The sequence below is a fragment of the Micromonospora sp. ABR4_055 genome (assembly GCF_056160425.1).
The window spans coordinates 19,258-39,709 of record NZ_JBSWXD010000052.1 but is presented as its reverse complement, the minus strand read 5'-3'; the positions used below and the strand labels follow the sequence as shown (position 1 = coordinate 39,709).

Annotated in this window: 10 protein-coding genes and 1 pseudogene; 6 read left to right on the top strand and 5 right to left on the bottom strand. The window is 71.3% G+C overall.

Annotated features, from left to right (window positions below):
• Window positions 1-148 precede the first annotated feature (148 nt).
• The 5 genes from ACXAHD_RS14480 to ACXAHD_RS14460 are packed head-to-tail and all read right to left on the bottom strand — an operon-like array spanning window position 149 to window position 6,321.
• The gene (locus ACXAHD_RS14480) at window positions 149-1,345 is read right to left on the bottom strand and encodes a class I SAM-dependent methyltransferase (RefSeq protein ID WP_281553675.1); all 1,197 of its coding nucleotides are present in this window, start codon (window positions 1,343-1,345) and stop codon (window positions 149-151) included.
• 40 nt (window positions 1,346-1,385) lie between these two features.
• Entirely contained in the window at window positions 1,386-2,840 is a 1,455-nt protein-coding gene (locus tag ACXAHD_RS14475; RefSeq protein WP_475051088.1) for an NDP-hexose 2,3-dehydratase family protein, read from the bottom strand.
• Between the two features lie 35 nt (window positions 2,841-2,875).
• Window positions 2,876-3,985, bottom strand: coding sequence for a DegT/DnrJ/EryC1/StrS family aminotransferase (locus ACXAHD_RS14470; RefSeq protein ID WP_281553677.1), 1,110 nt, complete (start codon window positions 3,983-3,985; stop codon window positions 2,876-2,878).
• Window positions 3,986-4,015: 30 nt separating this feature from the next.
• Window positions 4,016-5,341 (bottom strand): cytochrome P450 family protein, encoded by a 1,326-nt coding sequence (locus tag ACXAHD_RS14465; RefSeq protein ID WP_289212381.1) that lies wholly within the window; start codon window positions 5,339-5,341, stop codon window positions 4,016-4,018.
• A 5-nt stretch (window positions 5,342-5,346) separates the two neighbouring features.
• A complete protein-coding gene (locus ACXAHD_RS14460; RefSeq protein WP_281553679.1) occupies window positions 5,347-6,321 on the bottom strand; it encodes an aldo/keto reductase in 975 nt (324 codons plus the stop codon).
• 268 nt (window positions 6,322-6,589) lie between these two features.
• On the opposite strand from ACXAHD_RS14460, the gene ACXAHD_RS14455 reads away from it, so the two are divergent.
• The 6 genes and pseudogenes from ACXAHD_RS14455 (at window position 6,590) to ACXAHD_RS14430 (ending at window position 20,445) form a co-directional block, all read left to right on the top strand.
• Window positions 6,590-7,795, top strand: coding sequence for an FAD-dependent oxidoreductase (locus ACXAHD_RS14455; RefSeq protein WP_475051084.1), 1,206 nt, complete (start codon window positions 6,590-6,592; stop codon window positions 7,793-7,795).
• A 58-nt stretch (window positions 7,796-7,853) separates the two neighbouring features.
• Entirely contained in the window at window positions 7,854-9,242 is a 1,389-nt protein-coding gene (locus tag ACXAHD_RS14450; RefSeq protein WP_475051082.1) for an activator-dependent family glycosyltransferase, read from the top strand.
• A complete protein-coding gene (locus tag ACXAHD_RS14445; protein WP_281553682.1) occupies window positions 9,185-10,165 on the top strand; it encodes an NAD-dependent epimerase/dehydratase family protein in 981 nt (326 codons plus the stop codon). Before ACXAHD_RS14450 ends, ACXAHD_RS14445 begins: the two co-directional genes overlap by 58 nt.
• 34 nt (window positions 10,166-10,199) lie before the next feature.
• Complete coding sequence (locus tag ACXAHD_RS14440; protein WP_281553683.1) at window positions 10,200-11,468, top strand: activator-dependent family glycosyltransferase; 1,269 nt, start codon at window positions 10,200-10,202, stop codon at window positions 11,466-11,468.
• A pseudogene (locus tag ACXAHD_RS14435) lies at window positions 11,461-15,409 on the top strand (SDR family NAD(P)-dependent oxidoreductase); the annotation flags it as partial. The gene ACXAHD_RS14440 and the pseudogene ACXAHD_RS14435, both read left to right, overlap by 8 nt.
• Window positions 15,410-15,681: 272 nt before the next feature.
• Entirely contained in the window at window positions 15,682-20,445 is a 4,764-nt protein-coding gene (locus tag ACXAHD_RS14430; protein WP_475051078.1) for a type I polyketide synthase, read from the top strand.
• Window positions 20,446-20,452: the final 7 nt, after the last annotated feature.

The following is a 20,452-nucleotide window of genomic DNA, read 5'->3' as shown; positions in this document are numbered from 1 at the left end:
TCCCCCGACGCCGGCGGGCGACGCCCCCCTTGTCCGCCGGGTGCGACAACCGGTGCGGCGCACGGTGCCGGGCCCGACCAGCCCGGTGGGGTGCACGGTGCCGGGCCCGACCAGGTCAGGTCGGGCCCGGCGTTCGACGCGGTGGGCGCTAGACGATGTGCACCTGTGGCACGTACAGAATCCACTGGCCGCCGGCCTCGCGGAAGGCCCTCTCCTTCGCCATGATCTCCTCGGCGTGGTTCCAGGCGAACAGCAGCGCGAAGTCCGGGTACGGGTCGGCGAAGGCCTCCACCGGACGGACCGGGATGTGCGAGCCGGGTGTCAACCTGCCCTGCTTGGCCGGGGTCGTGTCACAGACGAACGGGATCAGATCCGGCCCGATCCCGCAGTAGTTCGCCATCGTGGAGCTCTTGGCGGTGGCTCCGTACCCGACGATCCGCGCCCCGCCGGCGCGCAACTCGTGCAGCAGCGCGACCAGGTCGTCGCGGATACGTTGCACGCGGGCCGCGAACCGCTCCAGGGTGGCCAACTCGGCCAGGCCGCGGGCCTGCTCCGTGCGCAGCGCGTCGGCGACAGCCGGCGACGGCGCACGTCGGCCCGGTCGGGCGATTGTGTACCGGATCTGTCCGCCGTGCACCGGCAGCCGCTCGATGTCGACCAGCTCGAACCCGTACCGGGTGGCGAGCGCGCCGACCGCCCGGACAGTGAAGAAGAAGACGTGTTCGTCGTAGATCTGGTCGAAGCTGGTCCGATCGATGATCTCCCCGAGGTACGGGTCCTCGAAGACGAAGACCCCGTCCGGGGCGAGCAGCAGGCCCAACCCTTCGAAGACCGGTCGCAGGTCGGTGACCCCGCAGATGGTGTTGGCCGCGTACACCACGTCGGCGGTTCCGTCGGTGTCGCGGATCCGTGTCGCGGAGTCCACGTCGAAGAACGCCCGGTGTGCCCGTACGCCGGCCGCTCCCGACGGCTCGACCGCGAGATGCCGTACGCCGGCGTCCCCACAGGTCCGCAGCATCACCCCGTCGTTTGCGCCGATCTCCACGACGAACGGGTCCGCGCCGGTCAGCTCGGTCTCCAGGAACCGGCGGGCGGTCTGCTCGAAGTGCTTGCACATCACCGACGATGCCGCCGAATGGTACGGGTAGCCCTGGTGATGGGCGCGCTCCGGCGGTACCGCGTCGATGAGCTGCACCAGTGTGCACGATTCGCACATGCCGACCGCGAGGCGGAAGAAGTACTCCTGGTCGAGCTCGCCCGGTCGGGGAAAGGCCGACGACAGCGGCTGCCGCTCGAAATCGAAGAATTCCCGGATGGGATGGCTGCAGACCCGACAAGGTGACATACCGCACAGCTCTCCGTGATCGTGGTTGGGGGAACCCGGCTCATCCGCCGGACAGGCTGTGCAGACAAGCGATCAGACTGCGTGCCTCGACGTTGACGTAGTGGCTGTGTTGTAGCAGGTCGACGAGCTGGTGCAGTGGCATCCACCGGAAGTTGGGTTCGTCGAACTGCGGGTCGGCCGGCACCTCCACCACCAGGTAGCGGTTGCGGGCGTGGTAGAACCGGCCGCCCTCCTCGGAGAGCGTGACGTCGTAGCGCACCTGGTCCGGGTGGGCGTCGAGCACGACGTCGAGGAACCGTGGCCGGGCGGCCACCGGGAGGTCCCGGTAGTTGCCGGGGGCGCACTGCACCGTTGGCGCCAACTCGGCCACGTCCTTGTAGCCGGGCTGGACCATCGCCCTGACCAGGGCGTGCAGCACCCCGTCGATGCGGGCGACCAGGAACGCGGCGATCCCCTCCTCACACGGCCTGATCATCGGCTGGCTCCACTGGTCCACCTCCCGCCCCCTGGCGCGGACGTGCACTCCGATGACCTCGAAGAAGCGTCGGCTCTCGTGGCTGATCAGGCCATCCTGGCGGGACCAGCCCGGCAGCCCGCGCAGTGGTACGTCGGTGGTCCACACCTCGGCCCTGGTCCGGACATCGGTCAGCCAGTTGAGGATCTCGCTGGTGGTGTGCCGGCTGCCGTGTTCGACACTGCACGAGCGGACCAGCGACGCGCGGAAGTTGTCGGCCGTGTCCGGAAAGGCGGTCAGCAGGCCGCTGCCGGAGAACGGCAGACAGGCCAGCACCGTGCGGGCGTCCATGTTGATGACGTCGTCGACGGCGAGCAGTTCGTGGACCTGCCCCAGGGTCAGCCAGCAGAACCCGGGAAGCAGCTCGACGTCCTCGGTCACCTCGATGACCATGTTGCGGTTGCGCTTGTGGTAGAACCAGGAGCCCTGCTCGGACTGCCGTACGTCAGCCAGGATGTGGTGCCGTGCCGGTTCGCGGAAGTAGTCCAGGTAGGGCACGGACCGGCCCTGGTGGACGCCGGTGTAGTTGCTCCGGGTCGCCTGGACGGTGGGGGAGAGCTGCAGCCCGTTGCAGTTGCCCGGCTCCACCTTCGCCTGCATCAGGCAGTGCAGCACCCCCCCGAACTTCTTGACCAGGATGCCGAGAATGCCGACCTCCGGCTGGTGGATGATCGGCTGGCTCCACTGTGGCACGGGCCCGTCCGGGACCTGGATGTCCAGCCCGCGGATGGTGTAGAACTTGCCACTGCGGTGGCCGATGTCACCGCTGTCCGGATCGGTGTTCCAGCCCTGCATCTCGTCCAGGGGTATCCGTTCGACGTCGGTGTAGGAGTGCTCCCGCAGCGCCGAGAACCAGCTGAAGAAGCCTTCCAGCTGGCCGAACGGGCTGACTCTGGAAAGCACCGACTCGGCGATCTGCGCGGGTGTCGCGGGGTTGTCCCGACCGCGCAGGTCGACAGGATACGTTCGGGGGACGGTCATGGGCTGCTCCTCCAACCGGGGAACCAGGCCGCGGATCAGAGCGTGCGCAGGACCTCGCGCAGCGCGTCGATCACCTTGTCCTGGATGTCCAGGGACAGTGAGGCGTACATCGGTAGTGAGAAGATCTGGTGTGCCAGTTCCTCGGTGACCGGCAACGAGCCGGTCTGGTAGCCGAGGTGGGCGAAGCCGGTCATCGTGTGCACCGGCCACGGGTAGCTGATGTTGAGGTGGATGTCGTACGCCTTGAGCGCCTCGATGATCTGGTCGCGCCGGGGATGCCGGACCACGTACACGTAGTAGACGTGGTCGTTGCCCTGCGCCAACGACGGCAGCACCAGATCGGTGTCGGCGAGCCCTTCGGCGTACCGGCGGGCGACCGCCCGCCGCCGGGCGATGTAGTCGTCGAGACGGCCCAGCTTGCGCCGCAGGATCTCGGCCTGCACCTCGTCGAGGCGACTGTTGTGGCCGGGGACCTGCACGACGTAGTAGCGCTCCCGCATGCCGTAGTAGCGCAGCCGCCGCAGGTTGCCCATCACCTCGTCGTCGGAGGTGATCGTGGCACCACCGTCGCCGTACGCGCCGAGCACCTTCGTCGGGTAGAAGGAGAAGGCCGCCGCGTTGCCCATGCTGCCGGCGAGCCGGCCATGGTGCCGGGCACCGTGCGACTGCGCGCAGTCCTCCAGGATCGTCAACCCGTGCCGGGCAGCCAGAGCCTCCAGCGGCGCCATGTCGACACACTGGCCGTACAGGTGGACCGGCAGCAGACACTTGGTCCGCGGCGTGATGGCGGCGGCCACCTGATCGACGTTCATCAGGTAGTCCTCGCGACGGACGTCGACGAAGACCGGGGTGGCCCCGGTGCCGTCGATCGCCACCACCGTCGGGGCGGCCGTGTTGGACACCGTGATCACCTCGTCGCCGTGACCGACGCCGAGCGCCTGCAACCCGAGCTTGAGGGCATTGGTGCCGTTGTCGACCCCGACACAGTGCGCCGCGCCGTGATAGGCGGCGAACTCCGATTCGAAACCGAGCACGCTCTTGCCGAGGACGAGTTTGCCCGATCGGAACACCTGGTCGACCGCGTCGAGGATGTCCTCGCGCTCGTCCTCGTACTCCGCCAGGTAGTCCCACACCAACGTGGACATAGGGCGTTCCACCCACCTTTGCTTGTCTGGTCAGACCTCAACCGGGCAGCGCGCGATGCCGCGCACGACCGGAGACCTCATACGACGCACGACCTCGCCCGCCGGGCGGAGCCCGGCAGCGTGGGTGGCGAGGGTGCGCAACGCCACCTCGGCGAGTAGCCGTGCGGGTGCGGCGACGAGCGCGCTGCTGGTGCCCGCCGAAAGGGACAGATGGCCCGACGACGCCGGCGGCCGGTCGATGGCGAACCGGTCGGGTTCGGTGAACACGTCGGGGTCGCGGTTGGCGCCATCGACCAGGACGACGACCTGGTCACCAGCCGGCACGGACTGCCCGGCGATCTCGACGGCCTCGGCCGCGATCCGGCTCTCGATCCGTACCGGCGGGTCGTGGCGCAGCGTCTCCTCGACGGCGGCGACGGCCCGGTCGGGGTCGTCACACAGCATCCGCCACTGCCCCGGATCGTCGAGCAGGGCGCACGCCGCCGCGCCGATCAGGTTCGCGGTGATCTCCGCACCCACGACGGCGGTGATCAGCCCGGCGGCCACCGCGTCGTCGGGCGTACCGCCGGCGGTCAGCACGGTACCGATCACGTCGCCATCGGCCGTACCGTCCGGGACACCGCCGCCGGCCCCGGCGGCGCTGCGGACCTCCACCAGCGCGGTGATCAGGTCCCGCAGCGCGTCGAACGACTCGACCAGCGTGCGGGTCATGCCCAGCGTCGGCGGGCACAGCGCGGCGTCCAACGCGAACCCGGCACCGGTCAGCGCGGCGGCGAACCGGTCCCGCTGCGCCTCGGGCACGCCGAGCAGGTCACCGAGGACGTCGGCGACCGCCACCCGGGCGAAGTCCCGCATCAGGTCGAACCGGTCGCCGGACCGCTTGACCGCGTCACGGAACACCCGGGTCACGTCGTCACGTCGCCGCTGCATGGCCTGCGGCCCGATCGCCGCGGCGGTGAGGGCGGCCAGCCGGTCCTGGTCGGCGCGTTCCGGGCTGCAGACGCCGTCGTCGACCGAGAGCACATGCTTGAGGCTGGTGCGCGAGTCGATCGAGAAGATCCGCTTGCGGCGTCGGTCGGCCGACCGGTCGCGCAGCTTCAGCCGCGCGTCGGCCAGGACCGACGCGCCGGCGGCGTGGTCGACGGTGACCCAGACGTCTGTCTCGCTCTGGCGTAGCGCCGGGGCGCCGCGCAACGCCGGGAACAGCCGACGCGGGTCGATTCCCTGGGCGCGCAGGATCAGCGCGTACGGGTCGCCGCGGTTGCCGCGCATCCACTGGATGCCACGGGCGGCGAGCAGGTGGCGGGCGAGATCGCTCTCGCTGACCTTCCGGGGGTCGATCTGGTGTCTGGTCACAGTGGTCACCACGCCTGGGGGATCTGGCTGACCATCGGCGGGAAGATCCGGTCCAGCTCGGCGAGCAGGTTGTCGTCGAGTTCGAGTTTCAGCGCGTGGATGGCCGCGTCCAGATGGGCCATCGTGCGTGGCCCGGTGACCACCGCGGTGACTCCGGGTCGGTGCAGCAACCACGCCTGGGCCAGCTCCGCCGGGTCGAATCCGGCTCGTGCACAGATACTTTCGTACGCGGCGATGTCCGCCCGCCGTGTTTCGATCGCGACCATCGCCCGGCCCTGTGCCGTCTTGACCGCGGTGCCGTCGGCGAGCTTGCGCAGCCCGCCGCCGAGCAGCCCGCCGTGCAGCGGGGAACAGGCCAGCACCCCGATCTGGTACGCCTGGGCGGCCGGCACGATCTCCAGCTCGGGTTGCCGATTCACCAGGTTGTACAGGCACTGCTCGGACACCAGGCCGAGGTTGTTCCGGGCCCGGGCACGTTCCTGCCCGGCGGCCAGGCTCCATCCGGTGAAGTTCGACGAGCCGACGTAGCGGACCTTGCCCTGTTGGACGAGCAGCTCCATCGCCTGCCACACCTCTTCCCAGGAGGCGTGCGGATCGGCGTGGTGCATCTGGTACACGTCGATCCAGTCGGTCCTCAGCCGCCGTAGCGAGTCGTCGCAGGCGGCGATGATGTGGCGCATCGACAGGCCGCGGTCGTTGGGCCAGTCGCTCATCGAGTTGCACACCTTGCTGCCGAGCACCACCTTCTCGCGCCGCCCGCCGCCCTTGGCGAACCAGTCGCCGATGATCTCCTCGGTCAGTCCCCGGTGTACCTGCCAGCCGTAGTGGTTCGCGGTGTCGAAGAAGTTGATTCCCTGACTCAGCGCCGCGTCCATGAGGTCGTACGCCTCGTCGACACTGGTGCGGACACCGAAGTTGAGTGTGCCGAGGCACAACGGGCTCACCGACAACGCGGTCCGGCCGAGCCTTACGTAGTCCATCCCACACCTCTGTCGTCGGGCTTGCGCGAGCATCACCGTCGCCGAATCCGCCGGCGCTGTCGTGGACAGCACCATCAAGGCGACATCTGTCTACGTCGCCGCACACCCCTACCGTCAACCCCTTACGGGTCGCTCCGGTGACCGGGGCGGCTAGGGGCTGTGTCGTCGTCCGGTGGTCGACACACTGACGACGCAGCTTCCTCGTCTTACCGAGCCGCTGCACGGACAGCGTCCTGGCTGTCCACCGAACCGCAGGACGGAGACCGTGATGACCACTGCACTGATCATCGGCGGCGGTGTGGCAGGACCGATCAGCGCGATCGCGCTGGCGAAGGCCGGTATCAAACCGGTCGTGTACGAGGCGTACGACCGGACCGCCGACGGCATCGGGGCGAACCTCGTGCTCGCCGTCAACGGGTACCACGCTCTGCTGCAACTTGGAGTCGACCACCTCGCCGCCGGGTTCGACATCCCCATGTACCGCTACCACCTGGGAAGCGGCCGCGTGCTGGCCGAGGTGCGCAACGGCAACCCGCTGCCCGACGGCACCGTGGCCCGGGCCATCACCCGGTCCGATCTGTACAACGCGCTCCGCGACGAGGCGATCGGGCGCGGCATCCAGATCGAGTTCGGCAGGCGACTGACCGATGCCAAGGTCACCGCCGACGGTGTCGTCGCGTACTTCTCCGACGGCAGTGAGGCCCGGGGCGACCTGCTGATCGGCGCGGACGGCGCGCACTCGGTGGTCCGCCGCCTGATCAACGGCGGCGACGTGCCGCTGCGGTTCGGCGGCATGGTCACCACCAGCGGGTACGCCCGAGGTGTCGACGTCCCCGGCGAACCGGGCACCGAGTTCATGTACCTCGGCAAGCGCAGCTTCTTCTGCTACATCCACCACACCAACGGCGACATCTGGTGGTACGCCGCGCCGACCTGGCCGGAGGAGCCCACCAAGGAGACGCTGTCGGCGCTCGCCCCGCAGCAGTGGCGTGCCCAGCTGCTCGACATGTTCGCCGCCGACGACAGCGCCGCGATCGACATCATCAACGCCACCGAGGAGATCACCCCACCCCGGCCGATCTACGACCTGCCGACCGTGCCGACCTGGCGCAACGAGCGGATGGTGATCATCGGCGACGCCTGCCACGCGGTGTCGCCGTCCGGCGGACAGGGCGTGTCGATGGCGATCGAGGACGCGGTCGAGCTCGGCCGGTGCCTGCGCGACGTGCCGAACATCGCCGACGCGCTCGCGCGCTACGAGCAGATTCGCCGGCCCCGGGTGGAGAAGGTCGTGGAGTTCGGTCGGGAGGCGAGCCGGTCCATCGCGGTCAACGGACGCGTCGGGCGGGTCTTCCGGGACCTGTTCCTGCCGATCGCGTTCAACCAGAAGGCCGCGGAGAAGGACCTGGAACACATGAGCTGGCTGTACGGGCACCGGATCGACTGGGACGCCCCGGTCGGCGCCGGCAGCTAGACCGACGACCGACCTCCACGATCGACCACCGTACCGGTTGGGGACCTCGATGCGCGTGATGTTCGCGGTCTATGGGGCGAAGACGCACTTCTACAACATGGTGCCGCTGGCGTGGGCGTTGCGGGCGGCCGGCCATGAGGTGTGCGTCGCGACCCAGCCGGAGATCCTGGACGCCGTCGCCCGTACCGGGTTGCCGGTGGCGGCGGTGGGCGACGAGACCGTCGAGGTCGAGCCGGCCGAGGCGGCCGCCCGCGGCGACCACGTCACCAGCGCCGGTACCTGGCAGAGCATCAACGCGGGCATGACCGAGACCCGGGCCGACCAGCTCACCTGGGAGTACGTCCTCGGTGCCTTCACCGTCGGCTGCTCCCTGCACTATGAACACCTCACCGGGAACCGGTCGATGCTCGACGGGCTGGTCGACTTCGCCCGCCACTGGCAGCCAGACCTGGTGATCTGGGACGCGCTCAGCTACGTCGGCCCGATCGCGGCCCGGGCGTGCGGCGCGGCACACGCCCGGATGCTCTTCGGCCTGGACCACATCGGCCGGATGTATCTGCGCTACGCCGAGCTGCTCGCCCAGCAGCCGCCGGAACGCCGGGACGACCTGGTCGGCGACTGGCTGGTCAGCCGGCTGTCCCGGTTCGGCTGCGAACTGGAGCCGGGTACCGCCGGTGAGCTGATGACCGGCCAGTGGACGATCGATCCGACGCCGTCGTGGATGCGGTTCCCGGTCGACCTGCCCTATCTGCCGGTGCGCTACGTGCCGTACAACGGTCCGACCACGGCCCCGTCGTGGGTGTACGAGCCGCCACGACGGCCCCGGGTGTGCCTGACCCTCGGCATGACCGCCCGGGAGAGCCTGGGTGGTGATCTGTTCGCCATCGACGAGCTGATCGAGGCGGTCGCGAGCCTCGACGTCGAGCTGATCGCCACGCTGGACACCGCCCAGCTGGACTCGGTCGGCACCCTGCCGGACAACGTGCGGGTGGTCGACTTCGTCCCGCTGAACGAACTGCTACCGACCTGCTCGGTCATCATCCACCACGGAGGATTCGGCACCCTGGGCAACGCCCTGGTGCACGGCGTCCGGAACCTCATCGTGCCGGGCCGCTACTGGGACGAGATGGGGTTTGGCGAGCACCTGGAAACCCAGGGTGCCGGCCTGTACGTGGACCCCTACCGGCTCGCCGGTGACGGGTTGAAAAGCAAGCTCTCGGTCGACGCGCTGCGTAACCGGGTCGACCGGCTACTCACCGACGTGACCTTCACCCGCAACGCCGGCCGGCTCCGCGACGACCTGCGGGCCACCCCCAGCCCGCACGACATCGTGCCGGAGCTGGAACGGCTGACCGCCCGGCACCGGCCGGATCGACGGAGAGGATTACCGTGGCAAGGAACTACTGGGCAGGCAAGAACGTCGTCGTCACCGGTGGGCTCGGCCTGATCGGCTCGCACTTCGCGGAGGAACTCGTCGCCGCCGGCGCCACCGTGACCCTGCCGTACCGGCGGGACAACCGGCGGGTGCTGCGTCAACTGCCGGCCGATGTGCGGCCGGTGCGACTCGATCTGCACGACGAGGCGCAACTGGCGGAGCTGTTCGCCGGGCTGTCCGGGCCGGTCGACGCGGTCGTCCACTGCGCGGTGGTGTCCGGGCCGATGGACGTCCGCCTGGACCGGCCCGCGCACATCCTCGACGCCAACATGCGCTCGGTGTCCAACGTGCTCAACTGTGCTCGCCGGAGCACCGTCGCCGATGTCGTGCTGATCAGCTCCAGCGACATCTACCTGTCGCCGACGAGGGACCCGATCCCTGAGGAGGACGACTTCCGGCAGCGGATGAACTACTCCCGCGACGGCTACTACCTGTCCAAGAACTACGCCGAGATCCTCGCCGAGGCGTACCGGGCGGAGTACGGAATGAACATCTTCCTGCCCCGGCTCACCAGCGTGTACGGCCCGCGGGACAACTTCGAGCCGGACACCGACCGGGTGGTACCCAGCATGTTCGCCAAGGTCCTCGCAGGTCAGGAGATCGAGATCTGGGGCGACGGCAGCCAGACCAGGACCTACATGTACGCCGCCGATCTGGTCCGGGCGATTCTCGGCATGGTCGAGGTGAACAAGTACCACACGATGAACATCGGCACGACCGAAACGGTCTCGGTGCTCGAACTCGCCCGGACGATCTGCGCCGCGCTCGGCCGGCCGGAACGGATCCGCACCGACCTGAGCCGCTCCGGCGGCCGGCCCAGCCGGACCCTCGACGTCACCAAGCTCAACGAGATCATCGACTTCACTCCGAGGTCGCTGCGGGAAGGGCTGGACCAGACGGTCGACTGGTACCGCACCGTGTACGCGGCCGCCTGACCGTCCGCTCCATCGAACGCAACAGGAGAAGGCAATGCGTGTCCTGGTGACCACCTCCGCCGTCAACTCGCACCTGTACAACCTCGTGCCGACCGCCTGGGCGCTGCGCGCGGCGGGCCACGAGGTGTGCGTCGCCACTCAGCCCAATCTCATCGAGGAGACCAAGCGGACCGGTCTGACCGCGGTGGCGGTGGGCGAGGAGCTGCCGACCGCCCGTGGCAACCTGGACACCTCGGACACCCCGTACGGGCTCGGCGTCGACATCACCGAGACCGACCCGGCCACGCTCACCCTGCCGTACGTGCGGGAGGTGTTCCGGGCGTACACCTCGGTGGTCTGTGAGTACATGGCGGGCGACTCGATGCTGTCCGACCTGGTGGACTTCGCCCGGGTCTGGCGGCCGGACCTGGTGTTGTGGGACGCCCACAACTACGCCGCGCCGGTGATGGCCCGGGCGGCGGACCTGCCGCACGTACGCATCATCCCCGCACCCGACCACTGGGCCCGAATGCGGGCGATCTTCCTCGACCTGGTCCGCGACGATCCGGCGGCGGCCGCCGACGACCCGCTGGCCGACTACCTCGGCGGCAAGCTGGCCCGCTACGGCCGCGAGTTCGACGAGGAGATGGTGGTCGGCCAGGCCACCCTGGAGCCGATTCCCACCTGCCTGCGGGTGCGCGCCGACGTCGACTACCGGCCAGTGCGGCACGTTCCCTACAGCGGGCCGAGTGTGATCCCCGCCTGGTTGCGCCGCAAGCCCAAGCGGCGGCGGGTGTGCCTCACGCTGGGCCAGACCCGGCGCGCGCTCGGCCCGGCCGAATCCGACGACAGCGGTGCCGCCGGTCTGCTCTCCGCGATCGCCGACCTCGATGTCGAGGTGATCGCCACCCTCAACGCCAGTCAGATCCCACCGGGCACGCCGATCCCGGACAACGTGCGGCTGTTCGACTACGTCCCGCTCAACGCGCTGCTGCCGACCTGCGCGGCGGTGGTTCATCTCGGTGGCATGGGTACGGTCAACGCCGCTGTCGTGCACGGCGTACCGCAGGTGGGAATGCCCGGGAACATCTGGGGCGAGGCCGGCATCATGCGCGAGATGGCGGCCCGGGGCGCGGCGCTGGTCGCCGAACCCGGCAATCTCGTGGCCCAGCTCGCCAGAGTGCTCGACGAACCGTCGTTCACCGACGCCGCCACGCAGTTGCGCAAGGAGATGCTCGCCACGCCCAGCCCGCGCGACATCGTGCCCGACGTCGAGGAGATCGCCGGGGCACGGGCGAAGGGAGACGGCGATGGCCGCCGATGATTCGCGGTTGCTCGACTATCTGCGTCGCGCCACCGCCGAGCTCAAGGAGACGCGTCGGCGGCTGGACGCGGCCGAGCAGCGGGACCGGGAACCGATCGCGATCGTGGGGATGGCGTGCCGGTTCCCCGGTGGGGTGGTCTCGCCGGAGGGGTTGTGGGATCTGGTGGTGGGTGAGGGGGATGCGACTGGTGAGTTTCCGGTGGACCGGGGGTGGGACACGGAGGCGTTGTTCGATCCTCGGCCGGGTCGGGTGGGGCGGTCGTATGTGCGTCGTGGTGGGTTCCTGTATGACGCGGCGGGGTTCGATGCGGGGTTCTTCGGGGTGGGTCCGCGTGAGGCGCGGGAGATGGATCCGCAGCAGCGGTTGTTTCTTGAGGTGTCGTGGGAGGCGTTGCGGCGGGCGGGGGTGGAGCCGGCGTCGTTGGCGGGTAGTCGTACCGGTGTCTACGCCGGGGTGATGCACCACGACTACCCCGAAAGCAGCGGGCTGGGCAGCGCGGTCTCCGGTCGGGTGGCGTACCACCTGGGTCTGGAGGGGCCGGCGGTCGCGGTGGACACGGCGTGTTCGTCGTCGTTGGTGGCGTTGCATCTGGCGGTCAACGCGTTGCGTTCGGGTGAGTGCGAGCTGGCCCTGGCCGGCGGGGTGACGGTGATGTCCACCCCGGAGGTCTTCGTCGACTTCAGTCGGCAGCGTGGGTTGGCGCCGGACGGGCGGTGCAAACCGTTCTCCGACGACGCCGACGGCACCGGCTGGGCCGAGGGGGTCGGCGTCCTCGCCGTCGAACGGCTCTGCGACGCCCAGCGCAACGGTCGACGGATCCTCGCGGTGGTGCGCGGCAGCGCGACCGGTTCGGACGGTGCCAGCAGCGGGATGTCCGCGCCCAACGGTCCGGCGCAGCAGCGGGTGATCCGGCAGGCGTTGACGGCGGCGGGGTTGTCGACGGTGGACGTCGATGTGGTGGAGGCGCACGGTACGGGCACCCGGTTGGGGGATCCGATCGAGGCGCAGGCGTTGCTGGCGACGTACGGGCGGGGTCGGGACGCGGATCGTCCGTTGTGGTTGGGGTCGTTGAAGTCGAACATCGGTCATGCGCAGGCGGCGGCGGGTGTGGGCGGTGTGATCAAGATGGTGATGGCGTTGCGGGCGGGGGTGCTGCCGCGGTCGTTGCATGTGTCGGAGCCGTCATCGCATGTGGACTGGTCGGCGGGTGGGGTGCGGCTGTTGACCATGGCGCGGCCGTGGCCGGACAGGGGTGGGCCGCGTCGGGCCGGGGTGTCGTCGTTCGGCTTCAGCGGCACCAACGCCCACGTGATCCTGGAACAGGCGCCCGACAGCCCCGCCGACACCGCTGCGGTGGCCACCCGCGAGTTCCAGCATGAACGCTTCTGGCGGCTCCCGCTGCCCGACACCCTCGCCGCGGCCGGCCTCACCGGCGCCGGACATCCCATGATCGGGGCACTCGTCGAATCCCCCGACTCCGGCGAGATCCATCTCACCGGCCGCCTCAGCGTCGACGCGCAACCCTGGCTGGCCGACCACGTGGTGCACGGTCGGGTCCTGGTGCCCGGCACCGCCTTCGTCGAGCTCGCCATCCGGGCCGGTGACCAGGCGGGAACCAGCGGAATCGACGAGCTGATCTGCGAACGTCCGCTGGTGCTGCCTGAGCACGGCACGGTCGCCGTCCACGTCGTCGTCCGGGCCCTCGACGAGTCCGGCCGGCGCCCCGTCGCGGTGTACTCCCGTACCGACGCGGCCGACCAGCCATGGCAGCGCCACGCCAGCGGCCTGCTCGGCGCTGCCAACCTGGCCGCAACCGGGCCGCGGGCTCCGTGGCCGCCGGCCGGCGCCAGCACCGTGCCCGTCGACGAGCTGTACGACGAACTCGCCGACCTCGGCTACGAGTACGGGCCGGCGTTCCGCGCGACACGTGCCGCGTGGCGTCGTGACGACGAGGTGTTCGCCGAGGTCGCCGTGCCCGAACACGAGCACACCGACGCGACCCGGTTCGGGATCCACCCCGCCCTGCTCGACAGCGCCCTGCACGCGGCGATAGCCGGTGAGCGGGGTGCGCCCGGCGACGGCCACGCCTGGCTGCCGTTCGCCTGGACCAACGTCGCGTTGCACACGGCGGGGGCGGCCGCAGCGCAGGCCCGGGTACGGCACCTGGCCGACGGTTCCCTGTCCGTCACCCTCACCGCCGCCGACGGCGAACCGGTGCTCACCGTCGGCTCGCTGCTCGCCCGGCCCACGTCGGTCGACACCGCCGAAGTGGACTCCACGACCGGGGCCCTGTACCGCATCGGCTGGGACCGTCTCACGCTCGACGCCGCGACCGCACCGCCCGCGGTGACCGTCGGAGGGCCCGCGACCGGACCGGTCGACGCGTCCGGGACGGCGGTGCACGTCACCGACCTGGCGGCGCTGTCGGCCGCACTGGACGACGGTCGACCGGTACCACAGGTCGTGCTGCGCTACGCCGATGCGCCGGCGGTGCCCGACGTGCCAGCCGCTGTCCGCGAGCTGATCCACCAGGTGCTCACCGACCTGCGCACCTGGCTCGCCGACGAGCGGTTCGCCGCCTCCCGGCTCGCGGTCGTGACCCGCGAAGCGGCCATGGTCGAACCGGCAACGGCAACGGCTGCTGCTGCGGCCGCCGACACGGACCTGGACATGGTGGCCGCTCCACTCTGGGGCCTGGTCCGGGCCGCCGCCGCCGAACATCCCGGACGGTTCTGCCTGGTCGACGTCGACGACACCACGACCATGGCGGAGGTCGCCGCCGCAGCGAGCGCCGGCGAACCCGAGGTGGCGCTGCGCTCCGGTGCGGCGTGGGTACCTCGCCTGCGCCGGGTGGAAGTGCCCACCGGGCACGGGCGCCAGCCGGCGTTCGGCGCCGGCACCGTCCTGGTCACCGGAGGTACCGGAGGGCTCGGCGCCCTGCTGGCCCGGCACCTGGTCACCGAACATGGCGTACGCCGGTTGCTGCTGGCCAGTCGACGCGGACCTGCGGCCGCGGGTGCCCAGCAGCTGCGGGCCGACCTCACCGCGCTCGGCGCGCAGGTACGGCTGGTCGCCTGTGACACCGCCGATCGGGATGAGCTCGCCACCCTGCTCGCCAGTGTTCCCGACGCGCACCCGCTGAGCGCGGTGGTGCACGCCGCCGGAGTCGCCGACGGCGGGCTGATCGTCACCCAACGACCCGACCAGGTCGACGTGGTCCTACGCCCCAAAGTAGATGCCGCGTGGCACCTGCACGAACTGACCCGTGACCGCGAGCTGGCCGCGTTCGTCCTGTTCTCCTCCGCCGGCGGCCTGGTCCTGCCGGCGGGGCAGAGCGGCTATGCCGCCGCCAACGTCTTCCTCGACGCCCTCGCCGCCCACCGGCGGGCCACCGGCCTTTCCGCGTTGGCGTTGGCCTGGGGAGCCTGGGCGGGTCCGGCCGGCATGGCGGGCGGCCTCGACGAGCCGGCCCGCCAACGGCTGGACCGACTCGGGGTGCCCGCGTTGCCAGTGGACCGGGCGCTCGCCCTGTTCGACGCCGCGCTGCGCGGTGCCGAGCCGTGCCTGGCGCCGCTGCGGATCGATCCGGTCGCGCTGCGCGAGCGGGCAGCCGACGACCTGCCCGCCCTGCTGCGCGGCGTCGCCGGCCCGACCCGGCGGGTCAGTCGCAGCACGACTCCCGCAGCCGGATCCGGGCCGACGCTACGGCTGCACCACCTGCCGCCCGCGCAACGCGACGAGCAATTGCTCGCTCTGGTCACCCGGCACGTCGCCACCGCGCTCGGGCACGATCGGCCGGACGCGGTGGACCCGCACCGCGCCTTCCAGGACATGGGCTTCGACTCGCTCGCCGCGGTCGAACTGCGCAACGCCCTGGCGGCGGCGACCGGGCTGTCACTGGCGGCGTCACTGGTCTTCGACCAGCCGACCGCCGTCGCCGTCGCCCGGCACCTGGCCCAGCAGTTGGAGACGTCCACGGACCCGGTGAAACCACTGCTGGACGAGGTCGACCGGCTGGCGACCACGCTGACGGCGGCCAGCGGGACCGTCAGCGACCGGGAGGCGGTCACCGACCGGTTGGAGGCGCTGCTGCGCAGTTGGCGTGCCAGCGGGGCGGCCGGCCAGCCGGCGGCACCGGACCTGGGTACCGCCAGCGACGAGGAGCTGTTCGCCGCGCTCGACACCGAGTTCGGCGTGACTGGACGGGGGTGAGTGACCATGGCGACCGCCGACGAACTGCGTGACTACCTGCGGCGCGCCACCAGCGAGCTACAGCAGACCCGACAGCAGTTGCGCGCGGCCGAGGCACGTGACCAGGAACCGATCGCCATCGTGGCGATGGGCTGCCGCTATCCCGGTGGGGTGCGGTCACCTGAGGGCCTGTGGCGGCTGGTCGCCGACGAGGTGGACGCGATCGGGGAGTTCCCCACGGACCGGGGCTGGGACGTCGAGCAGCTGTACCACCCGCAGCCGGGTCAGCCGGGTCGCAGCTACGTACGCCACGGCGGGTTCCTCTACGACGCGGCCGAGTTCGACGCGGCGTTCTTCGGCATCAGCCCTCGGGAAGCGATGCGAGCCGACCCTCAGCGGCGGCTGCTGCTGGAGGTGGCCTGGGAGACGGCGGAGCGGGCCGGCGTCGACCCGACCTCGCTCGCCGGCACGTCCACCGGCGTCTTCGTCGGAGTGATGTACCACGACTACGCCGGTGGCGGCCCCACCGGCAGCCTCGTGTCCGGTCAGATCGCCTACAACCTGGGGTTGGAGGGACCGGCGGTCACTGTGGACACCGCCTGCTCGTCCTCGCTGGTCGCGGTGCACCAGGCGATGGGGTCGCTACGCCGGGGCGAGTGCACCCTCGCGTACGCCGGCGGTGTCACGGTGATGGGCACCCCGGAGCTGTTCGTCGACTTCAGCCGGCAGCGGGCACTCGCGCCGGACGGGCGGTGCAAGTCCTTCGCCGCCGCGGCCGACGGCGCGGCGTGGTCCGAAGGGGCCGGGTTGCTGCTGCTGGAGCGGTTGTCCGACGCCCGGCGCAACCGGCACCCGGTGCTGGCGGTGCTGCGTGGCAGCGCGGTCAACTCCGACGGGGCCTCCAACGGCATGTCCGCGCCGAACGGTCCCGCGCAGCAGCGGGTGATCCGCCGGGCGCTGCGTGACGCCGGGCTGCGGGAGTCTGACGTCGCCGTGGTCGAAGCCCACGGCACCGGCACCACGCTCGGTGACCCGATCGAGGCGCAGGCCCTGCTCGCCACCTACGGCCAGCACCGCGAACAACCGTTGTGGCTCGGCTCCATCAAGTCCAACCTCGGGCATCCTCAGGCGGCCGCCGGGGTGGCCGGGATCATCAAGATGGTGCAGGCGATGCGGCACTCGATGCTGCCGCGGACCCTGCACGTCGACCGCCCGACCCCGCAGGTGGACTGGTCGGCCGGCAACGTCGAACTGCTCACCGAGGCCCGCAAGTGGCCGGTGAACGGCCAACCGCGTCGGGCAGGCGTGTCGTCGTTCGGCTTCGGCGGCACCAACGCCCACCTGATCATCGAGGAAGCACCGTCGGCGTCACCAGCGGCACCGCCGAGCACCGCCGGCCCGCTGCTGCCCCTGGTCCTGTCCGCCCGGACCGCCGCCGCGCTGCGCAGCCAGGCCCGGCGGCTGCTGCCGGTGGTCGCCGGCGACGAAGCGCTGTCCGACATCTGCGGCACGCTCGCCACCGGTCGCGCCGCCCTGCCACACCGGGCGGTGGTGCTCGCCGCCGACCGGGCGGCGGCGGTCGACGGGCTGACCGCTGTGGCCCGCGCGTCAACGGCGGCCTCGGTGGCCACCGGGTCCGCCGCGCCGGGCAAGCTCGCGTTCGTCTGTACCGGCCAGGGCGCGCAGCGGCTGGCGATGGGGCGCGAGTTGGCCGCCGCCTACCCGCCCTTCGCGCAGGCATGGGACGACGTCTGCGACCGGCTGGACACCCAGCTGCCCCGGCCGCTGCGTCAGGTCGTCGACGGCGGCGACGAGCAGGCGCTCAACCAGACGGTGTACGCCCAGGCCGGGCTCTTCGCCGTCGAGGTGGCGCTGATCCGGCTGCTCGCCGCCTGGGGGATCCGGCCCCAACTGCTGGCCGGCCACTCCGTCGGCGAGATCAGCGCGGCGTACACCGCCGGGGTCCTCTCCCTCGACGACGCGTGCCGGCTGGTGGTCACCCGGGGAACGCTGATGCAGAAGCTGCCTGCCGGTGGCGCGATGGCGGTGGTCCAGGCGCCGGAATCCGAGGTGACCCCGCTGCTCACCGGCGGGGCGGCGATCGCCGCGGTGAACACCCCCGACTCGGCGGTCGTGTCCGGCCCACGCGAGGCGGTGACCGCCGTGACCGAGCGGCTCGCCGCCGACGGCCGGCAGGTCATCTGGCTGCGGGTGTCGCACGCGTTCCATTCGCCGTTGATGGACCCGGTGCTCGACGAGTTCCAGGCCGCCGTGGCCACTCTCGACCTCCGTCCGCCCCAACTGCCGGTCGTGTCCACCGCCACCGGTCGGCCGGCGTCGGCACAGCTGGCGACCGCGCAGTACTGGGCGAGTCAGATCCGTCAGCCGGTGCGGTTCGCCGACGCCGTGACCGCGCTGCGTGAGCTGGGCGCGACCACCTTCGTCGAGATCGGGCCGGACGCGGCGCTGACCGGTCCGATGCGCGGCTGCCTGGGCGCCAGTCCTGACGTCCGGGTGGTGCCGCTGCTGCGCCGGGGCCGGCCCGAGCCGGAAACCCTGCAGCGGGCCGTGGCCGAACTGCACGTGCGGGGCATCACCCCGGACTGGTCGGCGGTGCTGGGGGGTACGCCGGAGCCGGTCGAACTGCCGACGTATCCGTTCGAACGGCAACGTTTCTGGTGGGTGCCGGCCCCGTACACGCCGCAGACGGAGCCACCGGCAGGGCCGGCGGCCGGGAAACAGTCGACGGACACCGCACCGACGGCCGGCACCGCACAGCCGGCCGACGCCGCACAGCCGGGCGGCAGCGGGGATCAGCCGACCCCGGTCGACTCCTGGCGCTACCGGGTGCGCTGGCAGCCGGTGGCGGACCCGCCGGGCCGGCTCGACCCGCCCGGACCGGGTCAGGAGAACTGGCTGGTAGCCGTACCGGCCGGGTATCCCTGGTCCGACGCGCTCGTCGCCGAACTCGCCACCGACGGCGTCAGAGTCCGTACCGTCGAGGTCGGTGACGGTGACCGGGAGAGCCTGGCCGCACGGCTCACCACACTCGCCGCCGCCGCCCCGCCGCACGGCGTGCTCAGCCTGCTCGCGTCGCACAACGACCCCGATCCGGCACACCCCACCCTGACCGGTGGCAGCCGGGGAACCGTCCTGCTCTGCCAGGCACTGGCCGACGCCGGGATCGAGGCACGCCTGTGGTGTGTCACCCGTCAGGCGGTAGCGGTGGACCGGTTCGACCTCCCGGCCGACCCGCACCAGGCGGCGATCTGGGGTCTGGGTGTCGGACTGGCGATCGACCAGCCGGACACCTGGGGCGGTCTGATCGACCTGCCCGCCCAGCCCGACCGGGAAGCGGTCGCCCGGTGCGTGGCGGTGCTGCGGGCCGGCGGCCCGGAGGATCAGCTCGCGATCCGGCCGGCGGCCACCTTCGCCCGTCGGATGGTGCGTGCCGGGCGTGACCCCGGCACCGCCGAATGGCGACCACGCGGCACGGTCCTGGTCACCGGCGGCACCGGGGGCGTCGGCCGGCACGTGGCACGGTGGCTCGCCGAGCACGGCGCCGAGCACCTGGTGTTGACCAGTCGGCGTGGACCGGAGGCGGCCGGCGCTGCGGACCTGGCCGCCGAGATCCGCGCACTCGGCGTCGAGGTGAGCATCGTGGCCTGCGACGTCACCGACCGGGCGGCACTGCGGCGGCTGCTCGACGGGCTGCCGGCCGTACCGCCGCTGACCGCGGTGGTCCACGCGGCCGGCACGCTGCACGGGCAGCGGCCGCTCACCCAGCTCACCGTCGCCGATTTCGCCGCCGCCGGAGCGGCGAAGATCTCCGGCGCGGTGCATCTGGACGAGCTGACCGCACACCTGCCGCTGGACGCCTTCGTGCTGTTCACCTCCGGCGCGGCGATCTGGGGCAGCGCCCAACAGCCCGGGTACGCCGCCGCGAACGCCTTCCTCGACGCGTTCGCGGTACGCCGCAGGGCTGCCGGTAGACCGGCCACTGCCATCGCCTGGGGGCCCTGGGCCGGTGGCGGCATGGTGGACGAGACGGCCAGCGCCCATCTGCGGCAACTCGGCATCCGTGAGCTCGACCCACGGTTGGCCGCCGGTCGGCTCGTCGAAGCCGGCGGGGAGGAGGCCGCACTGGTGGTGGCCGACGTCGACTGGGCGAGGTTCGGACCGATCCACACGCTTGCCCGGCCCCGACCGCTGGTCGCCGGACTGCTGCCGCCGACCGCCGGATTGGGGCAGCCGGTCGACCCGGCCGAGGCCGGCACGCTCGTGGTCCAGCTCGCCGGACTCGACGACGGCGACCAGTTGCAGGTCCTGTCGAATCTGGTACGGGCACAGGCAGCCGCGGTCCTCGGCCACGGCGACGCCACCGACGTCGCCCCTGGCACCAACTTCAAGGACCTCGGCTTCGACTCGGTCAGCGCCGTCGACTTCCGCGACCGGCTCGGCGTGGCCGCCGGCCTGCGGCTGCCGGCGACCGTCGTGTTCGACCACGCGACCCCGGCGGCGCTGGCCAGCTACCTGCGTGACGAACTGTGCGGACCGGGTTCCGAGGCGGAGCCGGTGCTGGCCACGCTGGACCGGCTGGAAGCCCTGGCCGGACCCCTCACACCGGACGAGATCGCGCGCACCCGCATCACCGGCAGGCTGCAGTCGCTGGTGAGCAGATTGACCGAAGTCGTCGACGGACCCGCCGTCACCACGGTCGTTGATCGGCTCGCGGAAGCGAGTGCCGATGACGTCTTCGACTTCATCGACAAGGAGCTGGGCTGATGGCCAC

Excerpts from the sequence above, each read along its gene's own strand:
- ACXAHD_RS14460 (WP_281553679.1), bottom strand. The coding sequence starts at position 6,321 with ATGGACTACGTAAGGCTCGGCCGGACCGCGTTGTCGGTGAGCCCGTTG.
- ACXAHD_RS14450 (WP_475051082.1), top strand. The coding sequence starts at position 7,854 with ATGTTCGCGGTCTATGGGGCGAAGACGCACTTCTACAACATGGTGCCG.
- ACXAHD_RS14440 (WP_281553683.1), top strand. The coding sequence starts at position 10,200 with ATGCGTGTCCTGGTGACCACCTCCGCCGTCAACTCGCACCTGTACAAC.
- ACXAHD_RS14470 (WP_281553677.1), bottom strand. The coding sequence starts at position 3,985 with ATGTCCACGTTGGTGTGGGACTACCTGGCGGAGTACGAGGACGAGCGC.
- ACXAHD_RS14475 (WP_475051088.1), bottom strand. The coding sequence starts at position 2,840 with ATGACCGTCCCCCGAACGTATCCTGTCGACCTGCGCGGTCGGGACAAC.
- ACXAHD_RS14455 (WP_475051084.1), top strand. The coding sequence starts at position 6,590 with ATGACCACTGCACTGATCATCGGCGGCGGTGTGGCAGGACCGATCAGC.
- ACXAHD_RS14480 (WP_281553675.1), bottom strand. The coding sequence starts at position 1,345 with ATGTCACCTTGTCGGGTCTGCAGCCATCCCATCCGGGAATTCTTCGAT.